Raw genomic sequence first — 24,120 nt, 5'->3', positions numbered from 1 at the left:
TTATCTCCCTATTTGATTTAATTGTTCTGGTGACATGATGTGTTGACAGTAAACGTGTAAATCACAAAAAAGCTCAAATCCTTTGTCTTGAGCCATCTTGCAAAAATATGCGTCTTCTCCTTGTGGATGAAATCCGTATTTTATAGACTTATAAACTGACTTATCTAATAAAATGACTGCTCCAGTTAAATCCACTCGTTGCAATTTAGAACAGAGTAGGGCAGGGGCAGTCTTAACATGATAATTATTGATGTGTGTATATTGACCTTTATCATCTAAATTCATAATGTTTGGATATAGATATGGCTTATCTTTATTGGTCAAATATCCATTGTAAATCAATCCCGATATGATCTTTTTCCCATGCTTGAGTAACTTAGTAATAACATCAGGTTTTACAAGGATATCTGTATCGATAAAAATCAATTTATCGGTTCGAACTTTGCTCATAATGTAATTCTTTAAGTTGCTCAAACTCTTATATATGTATTTATTTCTTACCGAAAACTCTCGTTCATCTTCGGGTGAATTATTGTTGATTAAATCGATTCTAATATTATTGTACAAACCTTTATTGTCTTTCTTAAATTCCGTCAACAACTCAAATGTTCTGTCTAAACTATCATTAACAATAAAGTGCAGATCGATTAATGATTTTGGATAATTGATTTCAAAAATTTTCAGTAAATATTGAGGAAGTATCCATTCTCTATTTCTAACTGGTGCAGCTATTGTAATTGTCTTCATGTTTACCCCTATAAAAAATAGGGCTAAGCCAATTAGACTCAGCCCTATGTATTTTAATCTTCCAACAAATCAATGATAACCATTGCAGTTGATTTTGTATCTTTCAATACTTCACATGTAAATGTGAATGGTTGCGGATCTCCAGTAGAAGCCATACCGATAGAGAATCCCGGCAGAACTTTTAGTTTAGGAACAGTGTATAGTGCTTCAACATCTTTTCCATCTTCATTTCTCCACATAGTCGTTCCTTCCAACAGGTAAGTTCCGGGGAACACGTCTGAAGCAACGGTCATGCTTTGAGTAGTGTCAGGAGCACTGTAGTAATAATCAGCTATCACTTTCTCGCCCACCGCCAATCCGGTAAGAGTAATTTCTTGTGTGACAGGCGTTGCAGAAATCAACTTTTCACCCATAGACGATCCATCTACTGTGCGATAGAAGAACGCTGGTTTAGTTGTCAAAGGTTCTTTCTCTAGAGTTAGCGTATCCAATTCTTTAACTGTAACTACTTCTTTCTTATGTACAGCTTTAACACCTTTTTTGAATTCTGAACCTGTAAGTACCCCTAGAGATTCCTTGGAGATCAAAGCATCCTCCATATTAAGTGTTACGTCTTTCTCAGAGTCCCAACCGATACGCTTTGGATGTCCTTTGCCTCCGCGAGCATATACTGTCGAGCCTTGGAACTCAAACGTAGAAGTCGTAAGACTCTCAAGGTATACTTTTGGTTCTCCTGTTGCTGGGTCTTTCAATACTACGTCCATAATTTCGCGTGAACCATATTGAGTCATGTATTATTTCCTCCGTTTTTATAATTACTTATTTAACACCGGAAATCCAGTGTGTTAATTTGATATTCTTTGAGTCGGCTCCATGGAGAAGTGCTTGGACGTTGACTGCGTATTCATCTATCATTCTCATACGATTAAATTGGTCATTGAATTGAAAAAAGTTTAAATCAAATGCATTGAATATGTTTATACCGTTTGCATTTGAACATAGAATTGAAATAAGATCCTGAAGTGATAAACCATTTTCCACATCCTGATCTTTCTTCAACTGTTTTAATTTATTTTTTCTTGCCAATATCTTCTCTCTAAGCGCTCTAACTCGATCGTTAAGCGGATTAAAGTCATCATAACTTTCAGAGACATAACAATTTTGAGTTTTGACTATCTCGCTGATTTGATCTAAAATATCGAATGCATAATCCCTGTCCGCAATTATTAATGAGTTTTGTCCTTGAGATAGGGATACATTCGCTCCTAAGAAATATGAAAAGGAGGTAAGGTATTCGACAATTAAATCACTTCCGTCTGTTTGAAGCAGAAAGAAGATGAGAGGGTAATCAAATTCACTAAAATCTACATCAACAAAGATATCCTCTTTTTGTAAGGAAATTAGTCTCAGCTTTTGATTGAACTGGTCATATCCTAAATCAATGATCTCATTTAGTGTTTTTGGCTTTATTGTTAAGCCATCAAGCACAATAGATTGATTCGCCAAAGTCTTTAATTTCACATATTCTTTATCCATCACTGGAAATCACGAACTTTATATGTAATGTATGATCCATGATAGTCAGTATTTACACTTAAAGCATCCATCTCGTAAAACTCAACTTTGCCAATTCCAAGACCACGCTCACTATTGAATAATTCATCAAGTTTCGTGATAATGTAATCTGTTCTTAGACATCCGTAATCCGTCCTAAATAAATCCTGATGCGTGAAAACGTTGAACTTTATAAGACCACTTCTGAAAACATTTTTTATTGGAAGATACCTTTCAAACGAAATAGCTATGTATGTTTTCTTTTCCTCAGATGTTTTGGGAATAAACCTATGTGGGAAAACTCTATCGAATAAAATATCTTCTGGGATAACATCTGGTTTATCAAGAAAGTTCATTTCGTTGTAAGTTAGAGCTTTAAGAATTTCCTGACTGGAAAAAATCTTATCTAAAACAATGAGCTTATCTTCTGCTAGGTTTCTAAATCCTGACACGTATACACCCCTCAGAGGTTAAGTAACCCGATAATCCCGTACAATTTGATAACTCAAGAATCCACTCACATCAACTGAACGTGTGTCATCAAAAGTTGAAATAACGTTCTTTAGTTGATCTAGTGTCTGTGGGACAGTACGATGCACTTCTTCCCCTAGACTGTTTCTGGCAATCGCAACATACAGTCCACCGTTTGCTTCAAGATGTCCCAGTTCATAAGTGATGCTGATGCATTTGAGCGTTTCGATTGCGGATGCTTTATTATACTTAGTCTTATCAAAAGCCATCTTCAACTTATTATCAGTGCCGATTGAATAGGTAAACTCATACTGAGGATTGATTGCTACATCCAAATCAACATCAACAATCTCAATGGTTGGAGTAGCACTGATTGCAATGTCACCATCAATCCCAGACGAGTGTTGGCGTGAATAGGGAAGGGGGGAGAATGTAATCCAGCCGTTAATCAAACCCTCTGTGTAATTCTCTGGTTTTAGTTCCCCAAAACGAATAATACTTTGACCCATGTACACACTCCTTATATTAGTGATTTAATTTTAATTTCTTTTTGCCCAAATGATAATCCATTGGCATTCTTAACGTGCAAAATAACAGTACCCAGCTTGCGGTTACTGTTTGCTTTGACTACACATGTATTTTTAATCGGATCTTGTGAGGTTATTGTAGCGAGGAGAGTAGGAGAGCCATCTCCAGAAGTTAATGAAAACATACTTTCATCAGATAGTGGCAGTCCATTATTCCAAAATGCAGCGACATATTCAGACTGGCGATTTGAGTAAATTTCATTTGCTCCGTCTATAGTAGCAACATAATCATAATGACTAGTGGGGGCGACATAAATTTTCAACGTCTGAGTCAAACCATATGCCGAAACCTTAATCTTTGCATCACCGGATTGGAGGATTGTTAAATTCCCATTCAAGTCAACTTGAACAATATCAGGGGTTGTACTTTCATAAACAACTTCAGGCTGTAACACCGGAGTATCATTTTTAGCCACTTTAACATTTACCTTTGCGCTCTGATGTTGACTAATTGAGAGGGGGTTGTCATTAATGATTTGTAGAGTGTATTTGGTCAACTTGTGATAATCTGCGATACCCAACTCTAAATTGTCTGTGGTCACATTTATCTGATCGGACTGTAAGCTCAAATTTACTAATCCATCATCAGACATATAATCTGTATCAATCACCTTGAATGCTTCGTTACCAATTATGAAACGTGTATCACGTTGTATTGCTTGAGTTTCATTATTTTTACTCACTACAATCTGTCTTCGTCCCGCAGGTAAATTCATAACCTTATCTTCTTCAGTACCAAAGTTGGAACGAGCATTAAAGTAGAGTATGGATGGGAAGTTTTGAAGTTGTCCTTGTTTGTTGATCCACTTTAAACCAAAGTTGCATCTTTCAATTTTCCCACTAACATATACATCGTTGGGGTCGTCACTAAGACAAAGCCAAGCCTCGTCACTAGATCGTTTAACCATTTGTCCTGCTCTTATTGTATTACCCGGCTCCATCAATATAGTCTTTACAGTTGGTATTTTTGCATCAGACACAATCTGAACCGGAACTTTTACTTCATCATTATTTAACAAGACTTCCTCAAAAGATGGTGAGTGCCGAAAAAAAGTTTTGATTGAGTGTTTTGCATGTTTGACTGTCGCAGACTCAACATTCTTTTGTTTACCAACTCTTTTTTTGTAGTCGCTAATTGAATTCAATAGCAACACCTACTAACTGTAATAATAAAAAACCATATCTTGATTAACTTCTGCCTTGATATCGTTTTTCATTTTACTGATTTTATCGAGGAAGTTTGCAGGAGAATACAGTTTAAAGTCTTTATTGCCCAACTCATTCCTGACGTTTTCAAGTCGTAAAATTTGAGGAGTTAACCAATGTATGATCATAAACTTGGCTAGGATCTCTTGTTCGAGATCGCTTAATTCTCTTAAAAAGACAAGCTGAGAGTCGTCTCTTTCAGCAAGTAATTTTGAGGCGTATTTAAAATCTGAAATCGCGCTACGCAAATACTTCATAAGTTGAACTTCAAGTTCTTCGTCTAAAAGCTCTGCCATTTCGTAGTCAGTGATTTTGGTAAGAAACCTATCGTATATTGAATCGTAGCCTGTATACATATTCCCACCTATTCGGGAGAAATAAGTTGATCAAAATCGTATCCGCTAATTTCTTGAATGATTTTAAGTTTACCAGTAGCCAAATCTTCGATTTTCTTAGAAACTTCAATTACTCGACCAATCACTTGTTTATCAGTGATTCCAGAAAGATGTTTTTTCATTGTCATGATGTTTCCTTTAAGCAGTGTCTCAATTTGCTCATCAGTCATGCCTACAACATCTGTAGATTCTGAAATCAATCCAAGCTCCATATTTACCTCGTCATCTTGCACCAGCAATCTACGTTTACTAAAAATACTAGACATATTGTTGATGTAGAAGATTTCTTCTGAGTCCAACATAATAAAACCTTTAGGGTGCACAAGGACTTCTCTCATGCCGTCCATGAGGCGTAATCCAACTGCACTCGCATATGGATTAGTAACTTTAACTTTTTTCGTCTGCATATATTCCTCCCGAAAAGATAAGAGGGAACATTTCTATTCCCTCGTTTAAGTATTATATATTTTTATTTACTATTAAAGAGTGGAGAGAGTCTCGTCTTTGTAGATTGCCAAAGTGTGACGACCCGCATCAACCAAACCAGCGCCCATATGCTTGTCAAAACGCATTGTATAAGAACGATCCTTAATTGTTTGTTCTTGCATAGGAACAACGTCGCCAGCAAATTGAACTTTTAGAGTTTTAAGGTCATCCGAAGCTGCTGGAACGATATAAATCAATCCTTTATCGAGCGCAGTCTCATATCCTTGGAATCCAACATAAGGATTATCCAATTTGATAACTGGAGCGCCTTTATATGTACCAATCAAACCATTGGAATTTACCTCATCGATAATGTTGTCACTAGTGCGACCTTGGATGGCTGTCAAACTAGGAAGTTTTTGCAACGCTTCGTAGTCACCAATGATTGCAGCACGACCACCAAAGCGTTGCATAGCAGTAAGCAATGGATCAAACGCATTTGCAATAACGCCGTTACCTGAAGCATAAATTGGAGCAGCAAGACCTTCATAACCAGCATACAGGGTGCTTTGTACTTTTTGAGCTGCTTTGATTTCAAATTCATTTGCTGTGTCACGAAGCAATTCTACAAAATCATAACGACCAGCAGCAATTTCAGCCCACTCAGCTACTGGCATTGCAGACAGCTCTTCAATATCCAATCCAGAATATTTGTGTCCTACTTTAGAACGATCCGCAGTACCGCCAATTGCCTGCCAGTAAGCTTTAATTCCTTCTGTTTTTGTTTTGAATTTTGGACGTTCATTGAAATCTGTTCGTTTAACTTCGGCAATCATTTCAATGTACTTAAGTCTAGTGTCCAAAATAGTATCTACAGAGTAAGCAACAATTTGGTTGAGTTCATATAGGTTCATCGGGTTTGGATTTGAAGCCAATTCCTTGATTAACTTAACAGAACTCTCGTAATCCATTTCATCATATTTTTTATTGGTAGTAGCTTTGGACATTGTTTCGATAATTACTGATCTTTTGTTAATATTAGACATGTATTTTTATTCCTCCGAATTATGTATTATTTAAACAGTTACTACTTGAACTTTAAGAGCTGGCTTACCATATAGAGTTGTTTTCTCTTTTACAACAAAAGTCATTGCTGGGGTGCGAGATCCCACTGCTTCTAGTTTGCCCCCAGCACCAACAGCCATAATAGCATTTTCATTGAAAGTGGAAATGTCTCCATTGATTTGGTCAGTGGTAAAAGCGTTACTTGGAAGGAAAGGCTTAAGCCGTAAAAATTTGTTGGTAGGAACAACGAAGTCGGCATCAGCTACAAGTTCTTGGTCAATGTGTGTATTTTGGTTGTAAACCATCAACAAACCTGCTTTGTCACCAGCAGTAGCGTCCAATACGGGTGTTGCTGATTGAGTACTATAATTCGGTGTAACAAAGACACCGTTAGCTGTTTGTACAGTTGATTTGAGATTTCCGATATATGTATTATCTGTTGATTGATTAATAATTGCGGACATTTATAAATCCTCCTAGTATTCTAAATTAGTTTCGTGGTGCGTAAAGACGTTCTTTTGCTGATTGAGGGATAAGATCTTGCTGTTTTGAAGCAGTAACAATTACAGTTTCTTCTTTTTGTTCATCCATTTCCTCTTTAGAAGACTTACTCAAAATCTGTGCAACAACAATAGCATCTAGTTTGCTGGAGTTTAGTTCATTAATTGCTTGCACTACTTCTTCAGACTGCATTGACTCTTCAGTAAGTACTTTTTGATATTTGCTTTGCAGTTCATTTATTTGCCGTTCTTTTTCTGCTGTTTCAACTTTAGATTTATAAGGTTCCAATTCTTCAATTATAGAGTTCAACTCTTTTTTGCTTTCCTCAAGACTCTGAATCTCTTCTTGTTTACCAACTAGAGCGCTATTGAGTTCTTTGACCTGTTTATCTAGTTCTTCAATTTTACTGTTTAGCTCTTTTACTTCTTCTTCCATTTTCTCAGTTGCCTCCTTAAGTTTTGCATTTAGTTCGGTAGCGACGGTCGTTGCCTCTGATTCTTCTTTTTCTCTTGCTTCAATTAGTTCATCTACATTCACGCCTTTTGGGATGAACCCTTTATATCCTTCAATCCAGTTTTCCTTGTCGTCCAGAACAACAATATCGTTCTCAATCTTATAGTTGATCTTGAAAAGAACTTTGTAATCATCCTCATCTTCAACAATTACATGGTCAATGTACATTTCCTGAATATAGTAGTTATACGAACGATAGTTACTTCGAGGATTGATAGGATTAAGGATGTTGTAAATTTGATTTGAAACATCAGAGAATTTTAGTGACGAGAGCTCCAGTTTTCCATGGTACGCAATTTCAATATCTTTATTAAATCCAATATCTGTTTTAGTCATCTTTATTTCTTCTCCCAAATCTTTTTCTAGAGCCTGTGCTACCAATAGAGTTGGTTTCGATTTTACCTCAGCTGGTTCTGATACAATACATGAACCAAACAAGGAGTTTACCTTACCTTCAAATTCGTAGTCTACAGTTCGAATACCCGTCTCATCGTCGATGGATTCATATCCATACACCATTGCTTCACAACTAAACTCTAGATCGCCTGATTCATATAGGGCGATAATTGATTCGCAAACAGTAGGGTATCGTTTAAGTATCCTTACATCACCCATAAGTTTTAAAGCACCATCAGCGTCTGTTTCTTCACGAAAATCAACAAAAGCACCTATTGTGTCAGTTTTGAGTAAACTTGTATGTTTATCTAGTTCGTGGTTAAGGCTTGCAAAAAATCCATTCTCAAGTTTTGTACGATTGACAACTAACGGTATACCAATAAATCTGTCTTTATTCGCAACTACACCCTTAATGTAACTCTCTTTAAACTTCAGGTTGTTGAGATTTGGTTGATCAGTCAGGATACACATACTTAATTCCATGTATACATCATTTGAGGTGCTGTTCAGTTCTAGATTTTTTGATTTGAGGGAGATAACTTTCTCTTTATTTATTTTTATCACCTCCTTAGCTAGTTATTTGGAGAGACATTTAAGTATTGCTTGGGAATGGACTATCATTGGCATTGCTATTATTATTCTTATCTGATTCGTCTGTTGACTTGTTCTCACTCTTTCTTCCAGAAGAGTTGTCGCCACTCTGTGTGAAACTAGTAGCATGAACGGGGAGTTCGTCAAGTTTCAGAACATCATTTTCATATTTAACCTGAGCAAGCCAGTGGTCGAAATTATATCCGGCTGATTCAACATAGTCTTTTAGGCTGCCACGACCTTTAAGATATAGGGATTCTGCCTGTTTGAAGCCAGTCTCCTTATCTAAGATCGTTGCGCGGCTGAATCGAATAGAAGGATTCAAGTTATCATTTGTTGCTATCTGTTCCATGTAAAAATTCAAAGCTTCTTCAATATCCTCTAACATATAGAAGATAGTGGAGTAGATTTTTTCTACATTAATTGAAGATGAACCAAAGCTTTGACCATTAGCGCCGCCCATGTTAAGCGACATTGAATAACCTAATTTTTTATAAATATCTCTTTCAATTCTTTCCCACACCTCTTTTGGAAAGGTATTCATATTGACCTTGAGTTCTTCTATGTTGATAAATGAAGGGACTGTAAGGGGAGCGGTAGAGGAGCTATCTGGAGAGTGATGGTCGTGCTTTTTTTGAACCAGATTTTTAAGGTTATTATGATAACCTTGAGTGGCATCTTTTGACACAGGAAGTTGAGTTTTTCCATCTTGACTGGGAATGGTTCCGATTTTCTGAATGATGATTTGGTTGGTAACTCGATCAGCCAGTGCCTTTTCAGTCTTCTCTAATAAATCTCTATGGAGAATACTTGCTACAGCAGGAATACAGTAGGGGATACTGTAAGGTTCATTCCTTGAGCCGCGAAGTTTAAACACTTGAGTTTTGTGAATATCAAGAGGCACGAAACGTTCACCTTTACCAGCCTTATAGTCTAAGTATTTTCTAGTTGTGACCTCGTCGGGTGCTGCATTTATTTGCTGAGCAAGCCCAGCGTTGAGCTTATAACTAGACAAGTATTCTAAGTCATAAAGCACTTGCCAACGACCATTAATCATATATTCGATGCATATTTGGTCAGTCTCTAAAAACTGTATGTATTTATTCCCTCGGTTGTACCAGACACAAACACCTTCGACTATTTGTGTAAAAAGAGTATCTCTGGCAAGCTTCTTGACGTTTATCTTCTTAATGAATCCGTTTATCTGAGTCTTATTTTTTTTATAGGCTGTTGCCTCATTATTTAAGTTTACTGAGTAGTTTAAAACTGGAAGGGTTTTGAAAAGATCGTAAATATCAGTTACAATACCTTCTTTGTTGTAATAGTATCTACTCAACTTAATAAGATTTTTTCGATGCTGTAGCGGATTCCTGAGCCAAAGATATAGATCTTTTAAATTCACATCGATGACTGCGCTCTGCTGGCTGTACTGAGACAAGAAATCGTGAAAGGATGATAGTTCGAAATAGCTACTGTCTACTAACCCATTGTGATTATCAGTTATTTTTTTCACCTTCTCTCTACTTAAAACGTAAACTTAGCCATAAATAAAGAAATGATGATCATCGTTATTCGTTTCTCTAAATAGACTTCTTTCTAGTTCGGTTGCAATGTAATTTCCGTATGTAACTGAGCTGTATCTGTCTTTTCTTTTTGTCTTTGGTTCTCTGAGTCGGACGAGTCCATTATCTGTGATTTCACCTTCTAGATTGATCATCTCATTAATCAATAGAGTGGTCTGGTTGAAAGGCATCTCATATTTTACTTGCAATTCTACTGGGAGGTCGGAGTAGCCTTTTAGTTTCTTAAGATATTCTCTTCCTTCCATATCGTTAAGCAAGAGTTTAACTTTGCCCTTCTTGAGTCCATCTCTAAGCAAGATAGCGCATTGACTGTTGAATACTTGATTACCCTTTATACTGTAGATAACCTTTGGAGCGGTTGGGTAAGTGCATCTCTCAGCCATCTTCTCATCGTTAATACAATTCCAAGGATCGTACTCAATATTTCTATCCTGATCGAAGAGAGGTTGAACTAAGGAATCATAAATACCAAGTCCCATACTTTGTGTATCTAAAACAAGATAGTCACAGTCAAAATCATTAAATAATTGTCTGATCCTAACTGCCTGAGTGGTGGTATGTCCTCCAGAAATACTTTCCATGTAAATGATATGGCGATCAAAACCTTTTGCACTTGGAACTAATCTAAAAATGGTGTAAACACTACTATCATTTTCTTTCCCAGCCATACCCGCAATGTCACAACTGACCAATCTGATTTCCCCAAGTTTTTTAGTTTCATATTGGAATGTTTTATCTTTAATCAGACCGTAATATTCTCTGGGATACAGGGGTTTGTTAAGTCTACGATTTTTATTTAAGTCTTCATATTTAAAGAATGCCTTTTCAGATTCACCGAAGAACATGCATTCCATTTCCATGAAAAATGCTGTAGCATCGAAATCCTCTTCTGACATTTCGTCTTTAACTTGATCTTCCATCAATAGGCTCTCTTTAATTGCCAATTGATAGGGTAGACCGCAAACAAAATAGCTTTTGCCGGATACCATGGATTTATAAAATGACTTTAATTTTGCCCAAGACCAGTGAACGGTGTACCAACAGGAGGAGAGGTAAACTTCTTTGTTTCTCTCTTGTAGATGTGCGTATTCAGGCTTATTAAGATACTTGGGTTGACGAGGAGCAGTGAGGAACTTACGGAGAACTTTATTTATGATATCTAGATCAATCATACGGAACTCGTCTGCTATCAGAAGATTCGCGCGTTTACTTCGAGCACCGTCATTTGAAGCAACAACCTTTATCCAACTGCCATTGTGAAACTCAACTTTTGGATCATTTGCCGAGGTGGATAAATCAGATATTTCCCTAGCTAAGTTAGAAGAGTTTTTCCTCAGATCGTCAATCTTTTCTATTACTTCTCTTGCCTGACCTTTAGTTCCTGATGCTATAATTATTTTAGTCTCAGGATAAAGAATGGCTCTAACACAGCAATATATTGAGGTCAAAAATGTCTTTCCTTGTCCACGACTAGCAAGGTACATAAAATAATGAGACAAGTTCATCATGAAAATAAGGATCATCTGAAACATCTTCAGATTGATTCCTAAATATTCTTTTACAAATCTTTGTGGATTTGCTCGATAAAAACTTGCCCAGATGCCAATTCCTTGGTTCAATCTGTCAGATTTAGATAAATTGTCAGAATGCTTGTTGTAATTTCTTCCCTTTTCGAAAAGGTTATTTCCCTTTGTGGATTTATTTCGTTTCACTTGGAAGTTTTTATGTCCACTCATGAGCTCACCGTGTCATCGTCTTCGACATATTCGGGTGCATCGACCTTGTACTTCGATATCTCATCTTCATACATTTGCGCATATTCATTGTTAATTCCTAGCATTCTGCATAGATGACCCAAAAACCAAATTTGCACATATTTTTTGATTCCGTCAACATCAGCCCACATCGGATCTGGTTCAGGAACTGGTCTCTCATTCTCGTACTTTTTAATCAGTGTTCCAAAGGTCGCCTGTTCTGTTGCGTTTGCTCCAGTTTCTTGAACTGGTTTGATATTAGACGAACCAAGTAGTTCTTGTAGTGTTTTAAGTAGCTTTTCTGTGGGTTTGTTAGCTTCTCTTGCTTTTCTAATGGATAATTTTTCATGAGCTATCTCTTGAAAAAGCATCTCTTGAGCATAAGAGTCACATTCATATGAACTTAAGAGAGTTTCATATTCATTTTCCAAATATAAGTAGTCATCAATTTCATATCCTTTTCCCCAGAAAGACACATATTTATTTTTTTCATCATCGTTCAGAGTAACCTGTTTTTCTGAGTATTCATTCATATTCAAATCATCAGAAGTACTATATTCTGAAATTGAATTAAAGACACTATCGGAAAAAGTCTTTCCTTTATAATGTGATAACGAAGAGATTTGAGGGATGTACTTACTCCAATCTTTATCGCTACTCACCCATACATCGTAAATGAAGGGCTTATCCATAATTGCCAGTACAGATTTAATTCGATCCTCATAGCCATTTGACCCTTTTGATCCAATGTGATCAGATATACATTTCTTACATATTTGAATCTTATCAGTGGAGAACAGCGGATTCGTGTTCACATAGAAAGTAGTTGGCATTTTCAACTCATTACACTTTAAACATTTTAATTTTATATTCTTTGAAGCAGTAATTCTGCATCACCTTCCTAAACATGCTCCTTAATGAAAAAACCATGGGGTAGGAGGGAGCGTCCGGTTTAAAGAACCTTATGGCAGGATCTCCCCATGTAAAAATAAATAAGAAAAAACCCGATTCTATATTTAATCAGGTAGTCGATTTATGTATTCTTTGCTATTACAGTCTTATGTTGTAGGTGAGTGTACGTCCTTTTTCTTCTTCAAGTATCATCACTTTAGCGCCAGCATTTGAGGTCTTTTTGAGTTTTAGTGAATAGTCATCAATACCAATAATAGAAGGGGATTGAACATATTCAATGTCTCGACTTCCATTCATGCCAATAGTCTTCTCGTGTGAATGATGTAAATGTCCGCTCAGTAACAAATGAATTGGCTTACTATACGTCAAAGAGTAATCCTTAATACTGTTTTCTAGATTTTTTTCGTTCTCTCCATGTACTCCTAGAACTTTTGTACCAAGGATGTCTAGATACATAAATTCGTTGCAATTAGTTACTGAAACATTCTTGTTGTCCTTTAGATTTGCCGAGATCAGTTTAGTGATCCACTTTTGAGCATTTTCATGTGGGAATTCATCTCTTTTACCTGATAAGAGTCTAAGTTGATCATGATTACCAAAGATTGAGTAGTAATCAACTAAACAATATTTAGATAGTTCATTTAACCATTGACTCATAAATTCAGCGAAATGGATTGCCGAATCAGTGACTCCCATTTTTAGGCTCATTAACTGACTCATACGAAGAATGCCATCAATGCTATCACCTAAATTAGGAAGGGTTACGTGGTTAATTCTTTGTTCATCGTTGATGGAAACAAACTCTTCGAGCAATTTCCACATGCGTTTCTCTAGAATCTCTGGGCTGTATTCGTTAAGAAGTTCACCTTCCCATCCAAACAGTTTAAATGATACGCCGTCATGCATGTCCGCGATAGGTAAGAGGAAGTCGCGTTTTGCGTTATTCTTTTTGATATGAATATCTGGAATATGTATAGTTGGACGATTATTTACTGCTTCTATAATCTTCTCATCAAGCAAATCCGCTCTACACTGCTCACGAATCATCTTATTATACTCAATCTTTTCAGTTTGAAGCTTAATACGTTCTTTTTTTGATTCTAATGTAGCATCTCTAATTTCATCTACGACTTCATTAGTTGCATATTTTTCAAGGATAATGGGCTTCCATTTAGAATATGAAGCATAATCTTTACGCCATCTTGATTCTGAAAACTCTTCGCCCGACTCTTTGTTAAGTAGATCAGCAATTTGAATCCAGTTTAAGCCATATAGCTCCTGATTGTCTCCCAATCTAACTAGGTAGTCATTGATCCCTTCAGATGTTTCCCTGAATAGTATATTTGGAGTCATTAACTCACTCCTTACTCTTCAACTACATGACTTGGATTAAAGTCGGAAGCTAGTGTGAAGGAAATTTGTTCACCATCAAACTCTTGAAGCAAAGCCTTTACATCGTAGGTGTAAATACCGTTTTTATCTTCAGCGGTAATTTGCATTTTATCCATATCAAACGTACCTGTACGATTAACTGTTTTACTATCTTTATTCTTAGCCATATTATATTGCCCCCGTATGCATATTATTTAAAACTAAAACAATAGAAGAGAGGAGACTTTAGATGTCTCCCTAATTTTATTCTAGTTATATGTATTTAATAATGTTATTTTATTATAAAAAAGACTATGAAATTACTCTTTTACAGCCTCTTTTAGTGAAGGTGCAGATTTAAAAGCCGGGGCTTTGCTGGCTGGAATATCAATTTCTTCTCCAGTTTGTGGATTTCTTCCTTTTCGCGCAGCACGATCTCGTACTTCAAATGTACCAAAGCCTTTAATTTTCACCGAGTCTCCATTTTTGAGTGCCTCTGTAATTGCTGCCAACAATGCATCGATGCTTGCTTCTGTGTCCTTTTTTGTCATTTCCGTTGTTTCTGATACTGCTACAATCAAACCTGCTTTATCCATGTTTAAAGTCTCCCTTTTGGTTGTATATTATTTTTGATAGACAAAGGAAATTTATGTCCCTTCTATCACTATATAAAGTTTTTAGTGGTGCCTTGAAATCACTGCGGCCCAACGATTTTGAGCATTTTTCTAAAAAGTAACGTTTTTTGATCTCATTTTTTGCATTCTGTTTTTTGCATCCATACGATTAATTTCAGCAGAACAAAGCTTGCAGTACTTTGTTCTGTTAGAAGTAATACGAATTAATGTTTTACATGAGTCACATTTTTTTACTTTAGTGTCCTCGATGTAGTAGTCGAAATATAATCCAATGTTGTCGAATGTTTCCACTCTAATTGCAATTGAATCGTTTTGTTTGATTTGATCAAGAAATACAAGTTTAACCTTACCATTATCTTTTCTGAATCCTGTCTCGATGTCGAGGTATTCTTTTTTGTAAAGATTATGTATTATGCTTGCTATATTTTCTTTCCCATGCAACTTAGAAGCATTTAACAAGTCTCTAAAATGAGTCTTTTTTCCTCCAAATTTGTGATGTTTTGATTCTACACCAAACATTATCGTACTTATTTTTTTATTTATCTTGTTCATTACTATTAGCGTAAATAAAATCTTTTTTTCATTTAAAGGTAAACCTGAATTTATAACAAAGTCTAATTCAGCCTCTGTAATATCGATATTTGGAATATCGACCAGATTACTTTCTTTTTTATTTGAATAATTTATTACAGAATTTATCGTTTTAAAATAAAGCACCCTGTTGAATTTCTCTATGTGTTTTTGGCAAAATTTATATATTAATTCCTTTCTTTGTTTCGGTTTGAATCCTTTATGCTTTAAATACTTAGCTAGAATTTTCAACTCATAAACGTGATATTTTGTAACAAACCCAGATTCTAGTATCTTTAACGCATATTTTGTTTCATTGTATCTATAATTGATCAAATTCTTACCTCTCTAAGTTCATATTTTTTGTTTAGATAGTTTAATTCTCCCTCTTGAGAAGGGAAAGGGAACAGAGTTGTATTATTTAAGCTGTTTGTTTTAATATTGTTGAATAAAACTTTACCGTAAATATCCCACAGAACTTCTTTTCTTAATTTTGGCTTATCTGCATATGCAATCTCAATTAAATAATTAACGAGTTCTTCGGGATTTGAACAAGTGTCATTCATTATATTTGCAAGGTCTTCCGAATGGACAGTTTTCTGATTGTGAATATCTGAATCGTATTTACCATTAATACCATATGAATGCTGATTTGTGTTACCTGAGTCGTTGATTTTTTTGTTGTATATTCCTATATTTTTCTTAACTTTCTTGAATGTGTTCTCATCCCAAGTGACTCTTTTGGATTTAATCAAAGAAGAGGTGTCTGTTTTTTTGTTATTCAATCTTTTCTTGATTGCGAAGTCTATGGATTCTATGTATCTACACAAATTATTCATCACGCAGTCAGACTCAATCACAGGAGAGTTTTTAACATACTCCTTTAAGAACTCTCTTTCTTCAAGATTCTTTCTTTGTTTATTTTTCAAATCGGAAAGCGTTAAATTGAATTTATGAAGAGATTCCAGATTTTTACCTTCGAGATACTTTTTATATTTCCGTTTTGTATCCTTGTATAGATATATGAAAAAGTAGGGGTGTTTATCTAAAAGCAACTTATTCAATAATTCCTTCTCGCTTTTAGATTCTTCTGTATCACTCTCTTTTATTTTCTGAAATGATGTCCAGTTCATTGGTATTCCTTTAACATTTCTCCCTATTTTAGCCTTATCAATCTGGGCAGATTGTAACTTTGTGCACATCTTAAGCCTATTAATGGTTTTTTTGTACTCTGCCGAATCTTTTTCTAAAAGAGGAAGTAGGGCAAAGGCAGATGTGCTTTTGTTTGTGATTGATCCTATTTGTGACCCGAAAGAGAACTTGTCTGACTGATATAGGTCATCGTCAGTTACAACAATTTTATTGGGCTTAGGAGGATCATAGGTTATGGGAAGTTCATCCTCATAGACACTGTTTAAGATGGTTATATCGCTTGTTGTAGCGATTTGATCATAATCCCAGTCACTACCAGCCCAGTTCACCGTTTCCTTTCCATGAACATTTACAATTACGCCAGTGTAACAATGGCTGTACCAATCTAATGATTCTTCTTCACTAACTAAATCTAATTTAAGGTGTTCGCTGCGATACGTAAGAGGAGCTCTCATCGAATTTACAACTTTCACATTTTTTTTGTTCCAGTAGCTTGAATAATACTCGTTCTCATTTAATAATCCAGTAACCTTCATCCCGCAAACGTGTTGCATCATAGCATAAGGATCACTGACTAAAGTTTGAAAATTGCCATCAACAATAATCTCGCCTAGACATGCATTTTTAATTTTTGTTTTGATCATGTCATAGATCTTCTTTTTGATGTATTCATCATTAATTAAAGTGTGATTAGCTACTAAACTCTTAATCCAATACTTATCACTACTTGAGAAAAATTGATTGATTTTTGTTTCAGTGGTATTAGTCCCCAAAAGGAATAGGAGAGTGTAATAAATGTTGTCAGAACTAACCCCAGATACCCAGTTAATAAACTTGTCGCACAATACCTCAATGTCTTGAGAGGACAAATTTAAGGTCTGAAGAAACTGGTAGTTCATTCTCAGGATATCCTTAGTCTCCTTTGGAGTATATAAAGAAACTCCCCACTTTAAGTTGTTTTTATGGCAATTTAACTGATACTCTTCAAGGTTGGAGAATGAATCCCATAACTTAAATTGGCTTTCAGTAAGTATCACATCTATGTCTTTTAAGTTAACCCAGACCTCCCCACCTTGCGCGTCTTTATAAAGGGATTTAATATAGTAACTATTATTGTTTTTAGTCTCACAGAACTTATGTATGTCAAATGTACACAACATTCCTTTAATAAAATTCTGACGTATACACCATTGAGCAGGAACGTAGTCAAGGTCAAGATCTTCAGCCCATTTAGCTGCCATCCAAGGGCTTATCAGTCCTTGACCATCAAATCTGTTAAACTCTTGTGTGATTTCTCTAAGTTCTATAATATCGTCATCTTCAACACCTGTTTCTGTCACATAATTGTAGAGCATTTTCGTTTCACTGTAATAATCTGCAACTACACAAAATCTAGGTGCGGTTACTGTCTTTGTGGCTGATCCAGAGAGTCCAAAATATGCGTTAAATTTGGATGGTGCAATCTTAACATTTTTATTTCTTCCATTATCTAAAACCGAACACAGCTTTTCTTTTGTTTCTTTTTCACAGAATACAACCGTGGATTGTCTTGCTTGACCAGCAGAGCTTGATAATCTCACATATTGTTTATTATTCAAGATTAATCCGTTTTGAAATAGATAATCATAATGGCTTCCATGCTCAATTTCTATAGTTATGTATTCTGGGATAAAAAGTTCTCTATAAATTCTTTTTTGTAATTCATCAAGCAGACGTGAATTTTCTTGTGAATTGCTTTTTTTGCGCAGCCTGTCTCTTTCTATAAACAGTTCCTCGACCTTGTTTTTTTCAAAACTCCTATTGGTAATATCCCTAATACTTCTAAGAAACTGATTGTCGGACAAGGCTATGATTTCTCCAAAAGACTTAGCTTCATCAAATGACAAGGTTATATTATATCCAAATTCTTTAAGTCTGGATGTCTTAAATTTCATCGTATAAAACTGCCTATTAACCAAATAATCATCCCTTCTGCTTATTCTCTTTTCTACAGATTTTACATCTCTTTGGCACATTTAAGCCTTTTTTTGTAAAATAGTTTATTTCCGAATAGGTTAAGTAAAACCTACGCTTACAAAGCTTGCATTCATTAAATTTCCGCTTATTACTAATGATTTCTTTGGTTTTGAAAATCAAACTCTTTATTTCTCCAAAAGACATTTTCATTATTCTATTGGTTATTGAAATTTTATTGATAATCTTTTTTTCATTAAGAATTAGTACATCGTATGTATAATGAGAAAACGATGTTCCGTATTTTATAGGATGTCGTCTTGAGCCATGATAATAGCTGTAGCCAACATATTTTCTTTTATATTTTAGCTCTGTGTCTAGGGGGATAGGCGTTATTTTTAGCTTTTTGATCTCTTCCTGAATAAACATGATTTTTTCATTTTCCGATGCTTCTTCTTTAAATTGAGCTTTTTGATCTAATTGTTTATATTCAAGATAATCATTGTAAAGCGCGCTACACATATTCTTCTTAAGAATTTTATTGACGATTTCCTTGTCTCTATGATCGATCGAATCAATCAAGATCGAAATATCGGATATTGAAACTTTGTTTTCAGAGTATCTTTTCACATCATCCCAGAACCAATCAAGTTTCTTTGTTCTCTCTTTTATCTCAATTGCATTGTGCTCATAAGAATGGCTTAAAATATACTCTTTATGCTTTCCTATGTTGTGATAATAAGTATCTTTATTTTTAATATTGAAACATTTTCCACTATAGTAGAGTGCCTTGAAAACTTTCTCTTTTTGCAGCATATTTTTAATGTCTATTTCTACTACAATTCTGTTTAATTTTATCCAGATATCTAAATATTCTCGCGTACTTTTCTTGTTTGAATAGTTCATCTCAAAGTAGATGGTGTTACCGCAATCTGTTGTTATGGTTACATCTGGTCTATAATTTATACCATCAATTATTAATGTTTGTTCAACATCAATGTTCTTGCAAGTATATGAGTGTAGTTGATCACTTTTAATTCTAATTTCATCACCTATTTGAATAAAAGCATTTTTAAACCACCAGTGAATCATAGATTCTTTATTACACTTACTGACATCAACATGAGCGAAGTGGGGTGATACTTTCTTCGATTGTATTGCTTTCGGCTTCACATCAGAGTGACACATTGGACATTTATAAGTACAATTGCTGGAACTTTCATTTATTTCATCTATGTATGTTATTACTCCATCTTTATCTCTAGCGAACCAAAGCTTAATACTACTAAAATTCAAATGTCCTATTCTCCTCTGATCTTATTTATATGTATTATTTATTTATAATATTTTTGTACCAAAGAACCTCACTATCTACAGCGCCCATATACTCGATGCAATCCTCAGTTCCATCTCGCATCCAATCTGACACCATCTTCGTTTCATATGTATCTACTTCAAATCCATCATAGTATCGATCCTCCCAAGTGATAATTGAATGATTACCTTTATGAATGTTTTTCAAATTGCTGCTCCTCTATGTGTATTTTGTATTTGGTGTTTATCACCATGTACTCATATTAAGTTTATAATAAAAAAATGTCAATATGTATATTTACTCTTTAAACGTTATAGTATATAATGAAACACAGGAGGGATGTACAAATGGAAAACGTAAAGGTAGTGAGACTTCACAGTGGCTCAGTATATGATGATATGACAAACTTTTTTAGAAAATATAATAGTATACATACACAAAAAAATTATGAACGTTCACTAAGGAATTTTTTTATGTGGTTTATTGGTAAGGAAATTGAGGTTGTTCAAAAAGATGATCTCAAAATCAGAAATGCGGATATGATTGGGTTTCAAAATTATCTCAAGGAACACCCTGTTGAATATTCCAATACGACTATAAACAATATTCTAGCAGCCGTTCAAAGTTTCTATGAATTTTTAGAAATTAACGAATATGAAGTGAATTCAATAGTTACGAAAGTAAAAGTACTTCCCGATGATTCTGAACGATGCGGGGCGCTATACTATGATGAAGCTGAGAAGATGGTATCCATACTTAGATTGGACAAAGTTAAGGGACTAGAGAAGGCAGTGTTCGTAAGATTGGCCTATACAACAAGTTTTCGTAAAAGCACATTGCTCTCAATTAAATATTCCGATATTAAGTTAGATGACAATAGAGGCTATTATTATATAAATGTGGTAGGTAAGGGCGGTAAGAAGCATGTCGTTCCAATTTCTAAAAATTTGTACGAAGAACTATTGTCTATTAAAGAGTTAAATTACTATAAAAGATACAATGATAATAAAATTTTTCATTTATCTACCAAAACCATACAAAAAATGATAGATAGTTTAAAAGAGAAAATGAGTATTGATTCAGAGCGCAACATTAAATTTCATAGTTTGCGAAATGTGGCTGCTGGATTTGGAACATTAGAAGAGGCAAAAAAACACTTGAATCATTCAAATATAGCGACTACTGAAACTTATTACAGACATATTAACGAAGATCTCTCTAATAGCATCAGTTTAAGAATGGAAGAGAAGATTGATGATTCTATTTTCGAAAAATTAACAAAAAATGAGTTGATTGAACTAGTATTAAACCAATCCTACGGAACACTAACTCAAATTAAAAAGGAAGCTAAAGAGAAGTTATTGAATAGGAGAGATGTATAATTGAGTATTGTTGATTTAAAGCTGACCCCAGAAAAAATGATGTTCCCGCGTAAAGAATCTGAAAATAAAAATGATTTCAGGATATACTCCTGTAACACAAATAGTCATAATGTAATCTTAAATTCCTATGGAAGTCTAAGTATTAAGGGAGTAATGCAGCGATTAGAATTAGGAGTTGAATATACTGCCCAAATCGAGCTTGAGAAAGTAGATGCAAAATATGGTGCAAGCTATAATGTGTTGTCCATTTATCAAGAAGTTCCTGAAACAATGGAGGGACAAAAAGCCTTCCTTGCTACCTTAATGACGGAGTTGCAACTTAAAGAGGTGTATAAAACATATCCTAATGAGGATATTGTAAAAATGATTATTGATGACAAATTCGAACACGAAAAAGTAAAACAATTTGGATCTAAAACTTACAAGAAGATAAGGGATCGAATTCTTGAAAATATCTCTTACCGAGACATATTGAGTCGCCTTGGAAAATACGGTATCACCTATGACATTATACTTAAACTTGAGAAAACATTCGGGTCTAAAGAGTTAGCAATCCAGAAAATTGAGGACAACCCCTATGAATTAACTCAGTTATCTGGTTTTGGATTTAAACGGGCGGACAAAATTGCGCAGTTAATGGGATTTAAGAAGGAAGATCCTCAAAGAATCAAATATGGTATTAGATTCACCATTGATGACAACCAACAGCAAGGGCACACATACATGCTGAAGGGTGAGTTATTGCGCAATGCTTCTGAGAAATTGGAACTTATGGAAGTATTAATTGAAGATAATCTTCATGAGACAGATGGACTGGTATTTATAGACGACAAAGTTTCGCTTACTCGAACCTACAATGCCGAAAAGTACATAGCAAAACGACTAGCTGAGATAATGAATTGCGGGGATAAGATGAACTTTGATCCAGAGAACTATATTGCTGAAATCGAAGATACATATAAGAATTTGATCCCAAAAGGATTATCACATCAACAGAAAGAATTTTTTAGGAATATAAATAAATACCCAGTAAACTTATTGATTGGTTACGCCGGAACAGGAAAGAGTCAACTTCAAAAATTCCTTGTGGATCTACTAAATAAATTGGGACTTACATATGTTTTGCTGTCCCCATCTGCTAAAGCAGCTAAAGTTACACGTACATATACTGGTGTCAATGCTCAGACTATTCATAGAAGAATTGGCTTTGGAATGGATAAGGAAGAAGATATGATGCATGAGATTCATGAAGACTATGTTATCATCGATGAATCTGGTATGACTGATGTATTTATATTGTCATCTTTACTTTCAAAGATAAAAAATCCAAAAACAAGAATACTGTTTGTTGGAGATGATTTTCAGTTATTATCAGTACAGGCAGGGAATTTTCTACATGATGCTATTGAAAGCGGAGTAATGCCAATGACTAAATTGGACATCGTGTTTAGACAAGGGGATGGAGGAATCCTTGATGTTGCAACTAAGATAAGAGAGGGTAAGCAAATTGTAAATAATGATTTTGAAGGTAAACAGTTATTTGGGAATGATTTTTTATTGCATTGTGTAGATCAGGTTCAAATTGAAAAGGGTTATAAACACTATTATAATTTGTTGTTAAATACGTATAAACCTGAAGATATTATGGTGCTTTCTCCAACAAAGAAGGGGAAATTAGGAACTTTAGAATTGAACAAGTACATACAAGAGCAAGTTAATCCTTTTGATACAACAAAGAAACAACATGAATATGGATATGATGGACTAATTAGAGTTGGAGACTACATCCTTAATACGGTTAATATGTACCAGATTGCAAACATGTCTGAAGAAGGAACGGATATAGTAAATGGAGATTCAGGAAAAGTAATCGATATAAAGCTGGAAGATGATAAAAAGAATAGTGACGATGAATTAGCGGAAAGTGAAAGAAAAGGAATTATAATTCAGTTTGATGATCAACTGGTTAGATTAGACATAGGTTTGGCAGCTCAATTATTATCTGCATGGGCATTAACAATACATAAGAGTCAAGGAAGCTCTAGCGAAGCAACGTTAATAGTAGTGGATAGATCCAATAAGTTTCAGATTAGTGCCAACTTGATTTATACAGCAATAACGAGAAGTGTATCTAAGTGTATATTCTTAACTCAGGCAGAGACATTAAACTTTGCCATTAGAAAAGTAGAAAGTAAGAGAAGAAATACACATTTGTGTAGACTACTGCAAGAAAATAATTAAATAATTGAATTGAAGCCTATTGGATGAATATATCCGGTAGGCATTTTTACGTTTTGCGATTAAAGGGTAATCGTGATTTGAGTAGCTGTAGTGTGAAACATAGATATACCAAGGGAAAATGAGAGAAATGGTATTAGGGGGTAAGTTGATCAGTGATGTGTATCGCAAAACCCTATACATACCAAGGAAAATAGCGTGAAATCGGACAGAATATGCCGTGAAATGAGTTGGTTACAGTAATGTAATAAATTTATAAAGTTAGATGGGAGTAAGAAGAAAAGGATTAGTTACGATTGAGATTATGATTGATATTTGATGAAAATAGAGTATATAGTTACAAAAGTATTACAAATAAATGGAAATAAAATGGGAGGGGATGAATATTAAATCAGGGTGTGGAAGTGGAAGTGCTAGGCCACTATTTTCCAATTTAACCTCTTTTCTGGATTTAAAATAGCCCCCCATACCCTTACTAGATACTACACAAGATATATTGTGTGGTATCTATGCTATCTATTCAAGCTGCATTAACCGATCAGCATAGTCAATAAAATGTCAAGATAGTTTTCAAAAAAATATTTCAAAAACTCAAATTTCCAATAAATTTTTACCTAACTCACAATATACCCATAGGGGGTATAATATAATCATTGGGTAACAGTGTTTCCATAAATCATGACTTATTATAACTAATTGATATTTGTCCACTATATATTAACTCTCATCTTTACTATATCCATCATCTATCTGTCTCAGCATCAATACTCATATCACTACTCATACTGTGCTAACTCAATGTT

General features: G+C 34.8%; 23 protein-coding genes. 2 read left to right on the top strand and 21 right to left on the bottom strand.

The window, feature by feature from the left end:
• The 21 genes from ACFVQB_RS14995 to ACFVQB_RS14895 form a co-directional block, all read right to left on the bottom strand.
• Positions 1–747 (bottom strand): glycosyltransferase family protein, encoded by a 747-nt coding sequence (locus ACFVQB_RS14995; RefSeq protein WP_379440426.1) that lies wholly within the window; start codon positions 745–747, stop codon positions 1–3.
• Positions 748–800: 53 nt separating this feature from the next.
• Positions 801–1,538, bottom strand: a complete 738-nt coding sequence (locus tag ACFVQB_RS14990; protein WP_379440423.1) for a hypothetical protein — start codon at positions 1,536–1,538, stop codon at positions 801–803.
• Between the two features lie 28 nt (positions 1,539–1,566).
• Positions 1,567–2,283, bottom strand: coding sequence for a hypothetical protein (locus ACFVQB_RS14985; RefSeq protein ID WP_379440420.1), 717 nt, complete (start codon positions 2,281–2,283; stop codon positions 1,567–1,569).
• Entirely contained in the window at positions 2,283–2,753 is a 471-nt protein-coding gene (locus tag ACFVQB_RS14980) for a hypothetical protein (protein ID WP_379440417.1), read from the bottom strand. Before ACFVQB_RS14980 ends, ACFVQB_RS14985 begins: the two co-directional genes overlap by 1 nt.
• An 18-nt stretch (positions 2,754–2,771) precedes the next feature.
• On the bottom strand, positions 2,772–3,281 hold the full coding sequence (locus ACFVQB_RS14975) for a hypothetical protein (RefSeq protein WP_379440415.1): 510 nt from the start codon (positions 3,279–3,281) through the stop codon (positions 2,772–2,774).
• 11 nt (positions 3,282–3,292) lie between these two features.
• Positions 3,293–4,504 (bottom strand): hypothetical protein, encoded by a 1,212-nt coding sequence (locus tag ACFVQB_RS14970; RefSeq protein WP_379440412.1) that lies wholly within the window; start codon positions 4,502–4,504, stop codon positions 3,293–3,295.
• A gap of 12 nt (positions 4,505–4,516) precedes the next feature.
• Complete coding sequence (locus ACFVQB_RS14965; protein ID WP_379440409.1) at positions 4,517–4,921, bottom strand: hypothetical protein; 405 nt, start codon at positions 4,919–4,921, stop codon at positions 4,517–4,519.
• A gap of 8 nt (positions 4,922–4,929) precedes the next feature.
• Positions 4,930–5,367, bottom strand: a complete 438-nt coding sequence (locus ACFVQB_RS14960; protein ID WP_379440406.1) for a hypothetical protein — start codon at positions 5,365–5,367, stop codon at positions 4,930–4,932.
• Positions 5,368–5,439: 72 nt separating this feature from the next.
• Positions 5,440–6,432: a hypothetical protein gene (locus ACFVQB_RS14955; protein WP_379440403.1), complete on the bottom strand. Its 993-nt coding sequence runs from the start codon at positions 6,430–6,432 to the stop codon at positions 5,440–5,442.
• Between the two features lie 30 nt (positions 6,433–6,462).
• A complete protein-coding gene (locus ACFVQB_RS14950; RefSeq protein ID WP_379440401.1) occupies positions 6,463–6,915 on the bottom strand; it encodes a hypothetical protein in 453 nt (150 codons plus the stop codon).
• 25 nt (positions 6,916–6,940) lie between these two features.
• On the bottom strand, positions 6,941–8,344 hold the full coding sequence (locus ACFVQB_RS14945; protein WP_379440398.1) for a hypothetical protein: 1,404 nt from the start codon (positions 8,342–8,344) through the stop codon (positions 6,941–6,943).
• A gap of 109 nt (positions 8,345–8,453) precedes the next feature.
• The gene (locus ACFVQB_RS14940; RefSeq protein ID WP_379440396.1) at positions 8,454–9,965 is read right to left on the bottom strand and encodes a hypothetical protein; all 1,512 of its coding nucleotides are present in this window, start codon (positions 9,963–9,965) and stop codon (positions 8,454–8,456) included.
• A 24-nt stretch (positions 9,966–9,989) separates the two neighbouring features.
• Complete coding sequence (locus ACFVQB_RS14935; RefSeq protein ID WP_379440393.1) at positions 9,990–11,771, bottom strand: terminase large subunit domain-containing protein; 1,782 nt, start codon at positions 11,769–11,771, stop codon at positions 9,990–9,992.
• Entirely contained in the window at positions 11,768–12,622 is an 855-nt protein-coding gene (locus ACFVQB_RS14930; RefSeq protein WP_379440375.1) for a hypothetical protein, read from the bottom strand. The genes ACFVQB_RS14935 and ACFVQB_RS14930 overlap by 4 nt, the downstream gene beginning before the upstream one ends.
• A 217-nt stretch (positions 12,623–12,839) precedes the next feature.
• Positions 12,840–14,054 carry a metallophosphoesterase gene (locus ACFVQB_RS14925; RefSeq protein WP_379440372.1) on the bottom strand — a complete coding sequence of 405 codons (1,215 nt, stop codon included), beginning with the start codon at positions 14,052–14,054 and terminating at the stop codon, positions 12,840–12,842.
• A gap of 11 nt (positions 14,055–14,065) precedes the next feature.
• Positions 14,066–14,260: a YonK family protein gene (locus ACFVQB_RS14920; protein WP_379440370.1), complete on the bottom strand. Its 195-nt coding sequence runs from the start codon at positions 14,258–14,260 to the stop codon at positions 14,066–14,068.
• Positions 14,261–14,392: 132 nt separating this feature from the next.
• Positions 14,393–14,668, bottom strand: a complete 276-nt coding sequence (locus ACFVQB_RS14915) for an HU family DNA-binding protein (protein ID WP_379440368.1) — start codon at positions 14,666–14,668, stop codon at positions 14,393–14,395.
• 129 nt (positions 14,669–14,797) lie between these two features.
• Positions 14,798–15,613, bottom strand: a complete 816-nt coding sequence (locus ACFVQB_RS14910; RefSeq protein ID WP_379440365.1) for a hypothetical protein — start codon at positions 15,611–15,613, stop codon at positions 14,798–14,800.
• Positions 15,610–18,363: a hypothetical protein gene (locus ACFVQB_RS14905; protein ID WP_379440362.1), complete on the bottom strand. Its 2,754-nt coding sequence runs from the start codon at positions 18,361–18,363 to the stop codon at positions 15,610–15,612. The genes ACFVQB_RS14910 and ACFVQB_RS14905 overlap by 4 nt, the downstream gene beginning before the upstream one ends.
• A gap of 28 nt (positions 18,364–18,391) precedes the next feature.
• Positions 18,392–19,678: a hypothetical protein gene (locus ACFVQB_RS14900; RefSeq protein WP_379440359.1), complete on the bottom strand. Its 1,287-nt coding sequence runs from the start codon at positions 19,676–19,678 to the stop codon at positions 18,392–18,394.
• 34 nt (positions 19,679–19,712) lie between these two features.
• The gene (locus ACFVQB_RS14895; protein WP_379440356.1) at positions 19,713–19,904 is read right to left on the bottom strand and encodes a hypothetical protein; all 192 of its coding nucleotides are present in this window, start codon (positions 19,902–19,904) and stop codon (positions 19,713–19,715) included.
• Between the two features lie 140 nt (positions 19,905–20,044).
• On the opposite strand from ACFVQB_RS14895, the gene ACFVQB_RS14890 reads away from it, so the two are divergent.
• Both ACFVQB_RS14890 and ACFVQB_RS14885 read left to right on the top strand, forming a co-directional pair.
• Positions 20,045–21,079 carry a tyrosine-type recombinase/integrase gene (locus ACFVQB_RS14890; protein ID WP_379440354.1) on the top strand — a complete coding sequence of 345 codons (1,035 nt, stop codon included), beginning with the start codon at positions 20,045–20,047 and terminating at the stop codon, positions 21,077–21,079.
• Positions 21,080–23,320: an AAA family ATPase gene (locus ACFVQB_RS14885; protein ID WP_379440351.1), complete on the top strand. Its 2,241-nt coding sequence runs from the start codon at positions 21,080–21,082 to the stop codon at positions 23,318–23,320.
• Positions 23,321–24,120 lie beyond the last annotated feature (800 nt).

The organism is Paenibacillus sp. NPDC057886 (assembly GCF_042796655.1).
In the GTDB taxonomy this organism is placed as follows: domain Bacteria; phylum Bacillota; class Bacilli; order Paenibacillales; family Paenibacillaceae; genus Paenibacillus.
The sequence above is the reverse complement of the archived record's forward strand: the minus strand, read 5'-3'. Positions and strand labels throughout refer to the sequence as shown.

Coding starts and splice junctions, on each gene's coding strand:
- ACFVQB_RS14965 (WP_379440409.1), bottom strand. CDS start 4,921: ATGTATACAGGCTACGATTCAATATACGATAGGTTTCTTACCAAAATC.
- ACFVQB_RS14905 (WP_379440362.1), bottom strand. CDS start 18,363: ATGAAATTTAAGACATCCAGACTTAAAGAATTTGGATATAATATAACC.
- ACFVQB_RS14890 (WP_379440354.1), top strand. CDS start 20,045: ATGGAAAACGTAAAGGTAGTGAGACTTCACAGTGGCTCAGTATATGAT.
- ACFVQB_RS14990 (WP_379440423.1), bottom strand. CDS start 1,538: ATGACTCAATATGGTTCACGCGAAATTATGGACGTAGTATTGAAAGAC.
- ACFVQB_RS14950 (WP_379440401.1), bottom strand. CDS start 6,915: ATGTCCGCAATTATTAATCAATCAACAGATAATACATATATCGGAAAT.
- ACFVQB_RS14975 (WP_379440415.1), bottom strand. CDS start 3,281: ATGGGTCAAAGTATTATTCGTTTTGGGGAACTAAAACCAGAGAATTAC.
- ACFVQB_RS14925 (WP_379440372.1), bottom strand. CDS start 14,054: ATGACTCCAAATATACTATTCAGGGAAACATCTGAAGGGATCAATGAC.
- ACFVQB_RS14935 (WP_379440393.1), bottom strand. CDS start 11,771: ATGAGTGGACATAAAAACTTCCAAGTGAAACGAAATAAATCCACAAAG.
- ACFVQB_RS14930 (WP_379440375.1), bottom strand. CDS start 12,622: ATGCCAACTACTTTCTATGTGAACACGAATCCGCTGTTCTCCACTGAT.
- ACFVQB_RS14920 (WP_379440370.1), bottom strand. CDS start 14,260: ATGGCTAAGAATAAAGATAGTAAAACAGTTAATCGTACAGGTACGTTT.
- ACFVQB_RS14985 (WP_379440420.1), bottom strand. CDS start 2,283: ATGGATAAAGAATATGTGAAATTAAAGACTTTGGCGAATCAATCTATT.
- ACFVQB_RS14915 (WP_379440368.1), bottom strand. CDS start 14,668: ATGGATAAAGCAGGTTTGATTGTAGCAGTATCAGAAACAACGGAAATG.
- ACFVQB_RS14945 (WP_379440398.1), bottom strand. CDS start 8,344: ATGGAATTAAGTATGTGTATCCTGACTGATCAACCAAATCTCAACAAC.
- ACFVQB_RS14960 (WP_379440406.1), bottom strand. CDS start 5,367: ATGCAGACGAAAAAAGTTAAAGTTACTAATCCATATGCGAGTGCAGTT.
- ACFVQB_RS14955 (WP_379440403.1), bottom strand. CDS start 6,432: ATGTCTAATATTAACAAAAGATCAGTAATTATCGAAACAATGTCCAAA.
- ACFVQB_RS14995 (WP_379440426.1), bottom strand. CDS start 747: ATGAAGACAATTACAATAGCTGCACCAGTTAGAAATAGAGAATGGATA.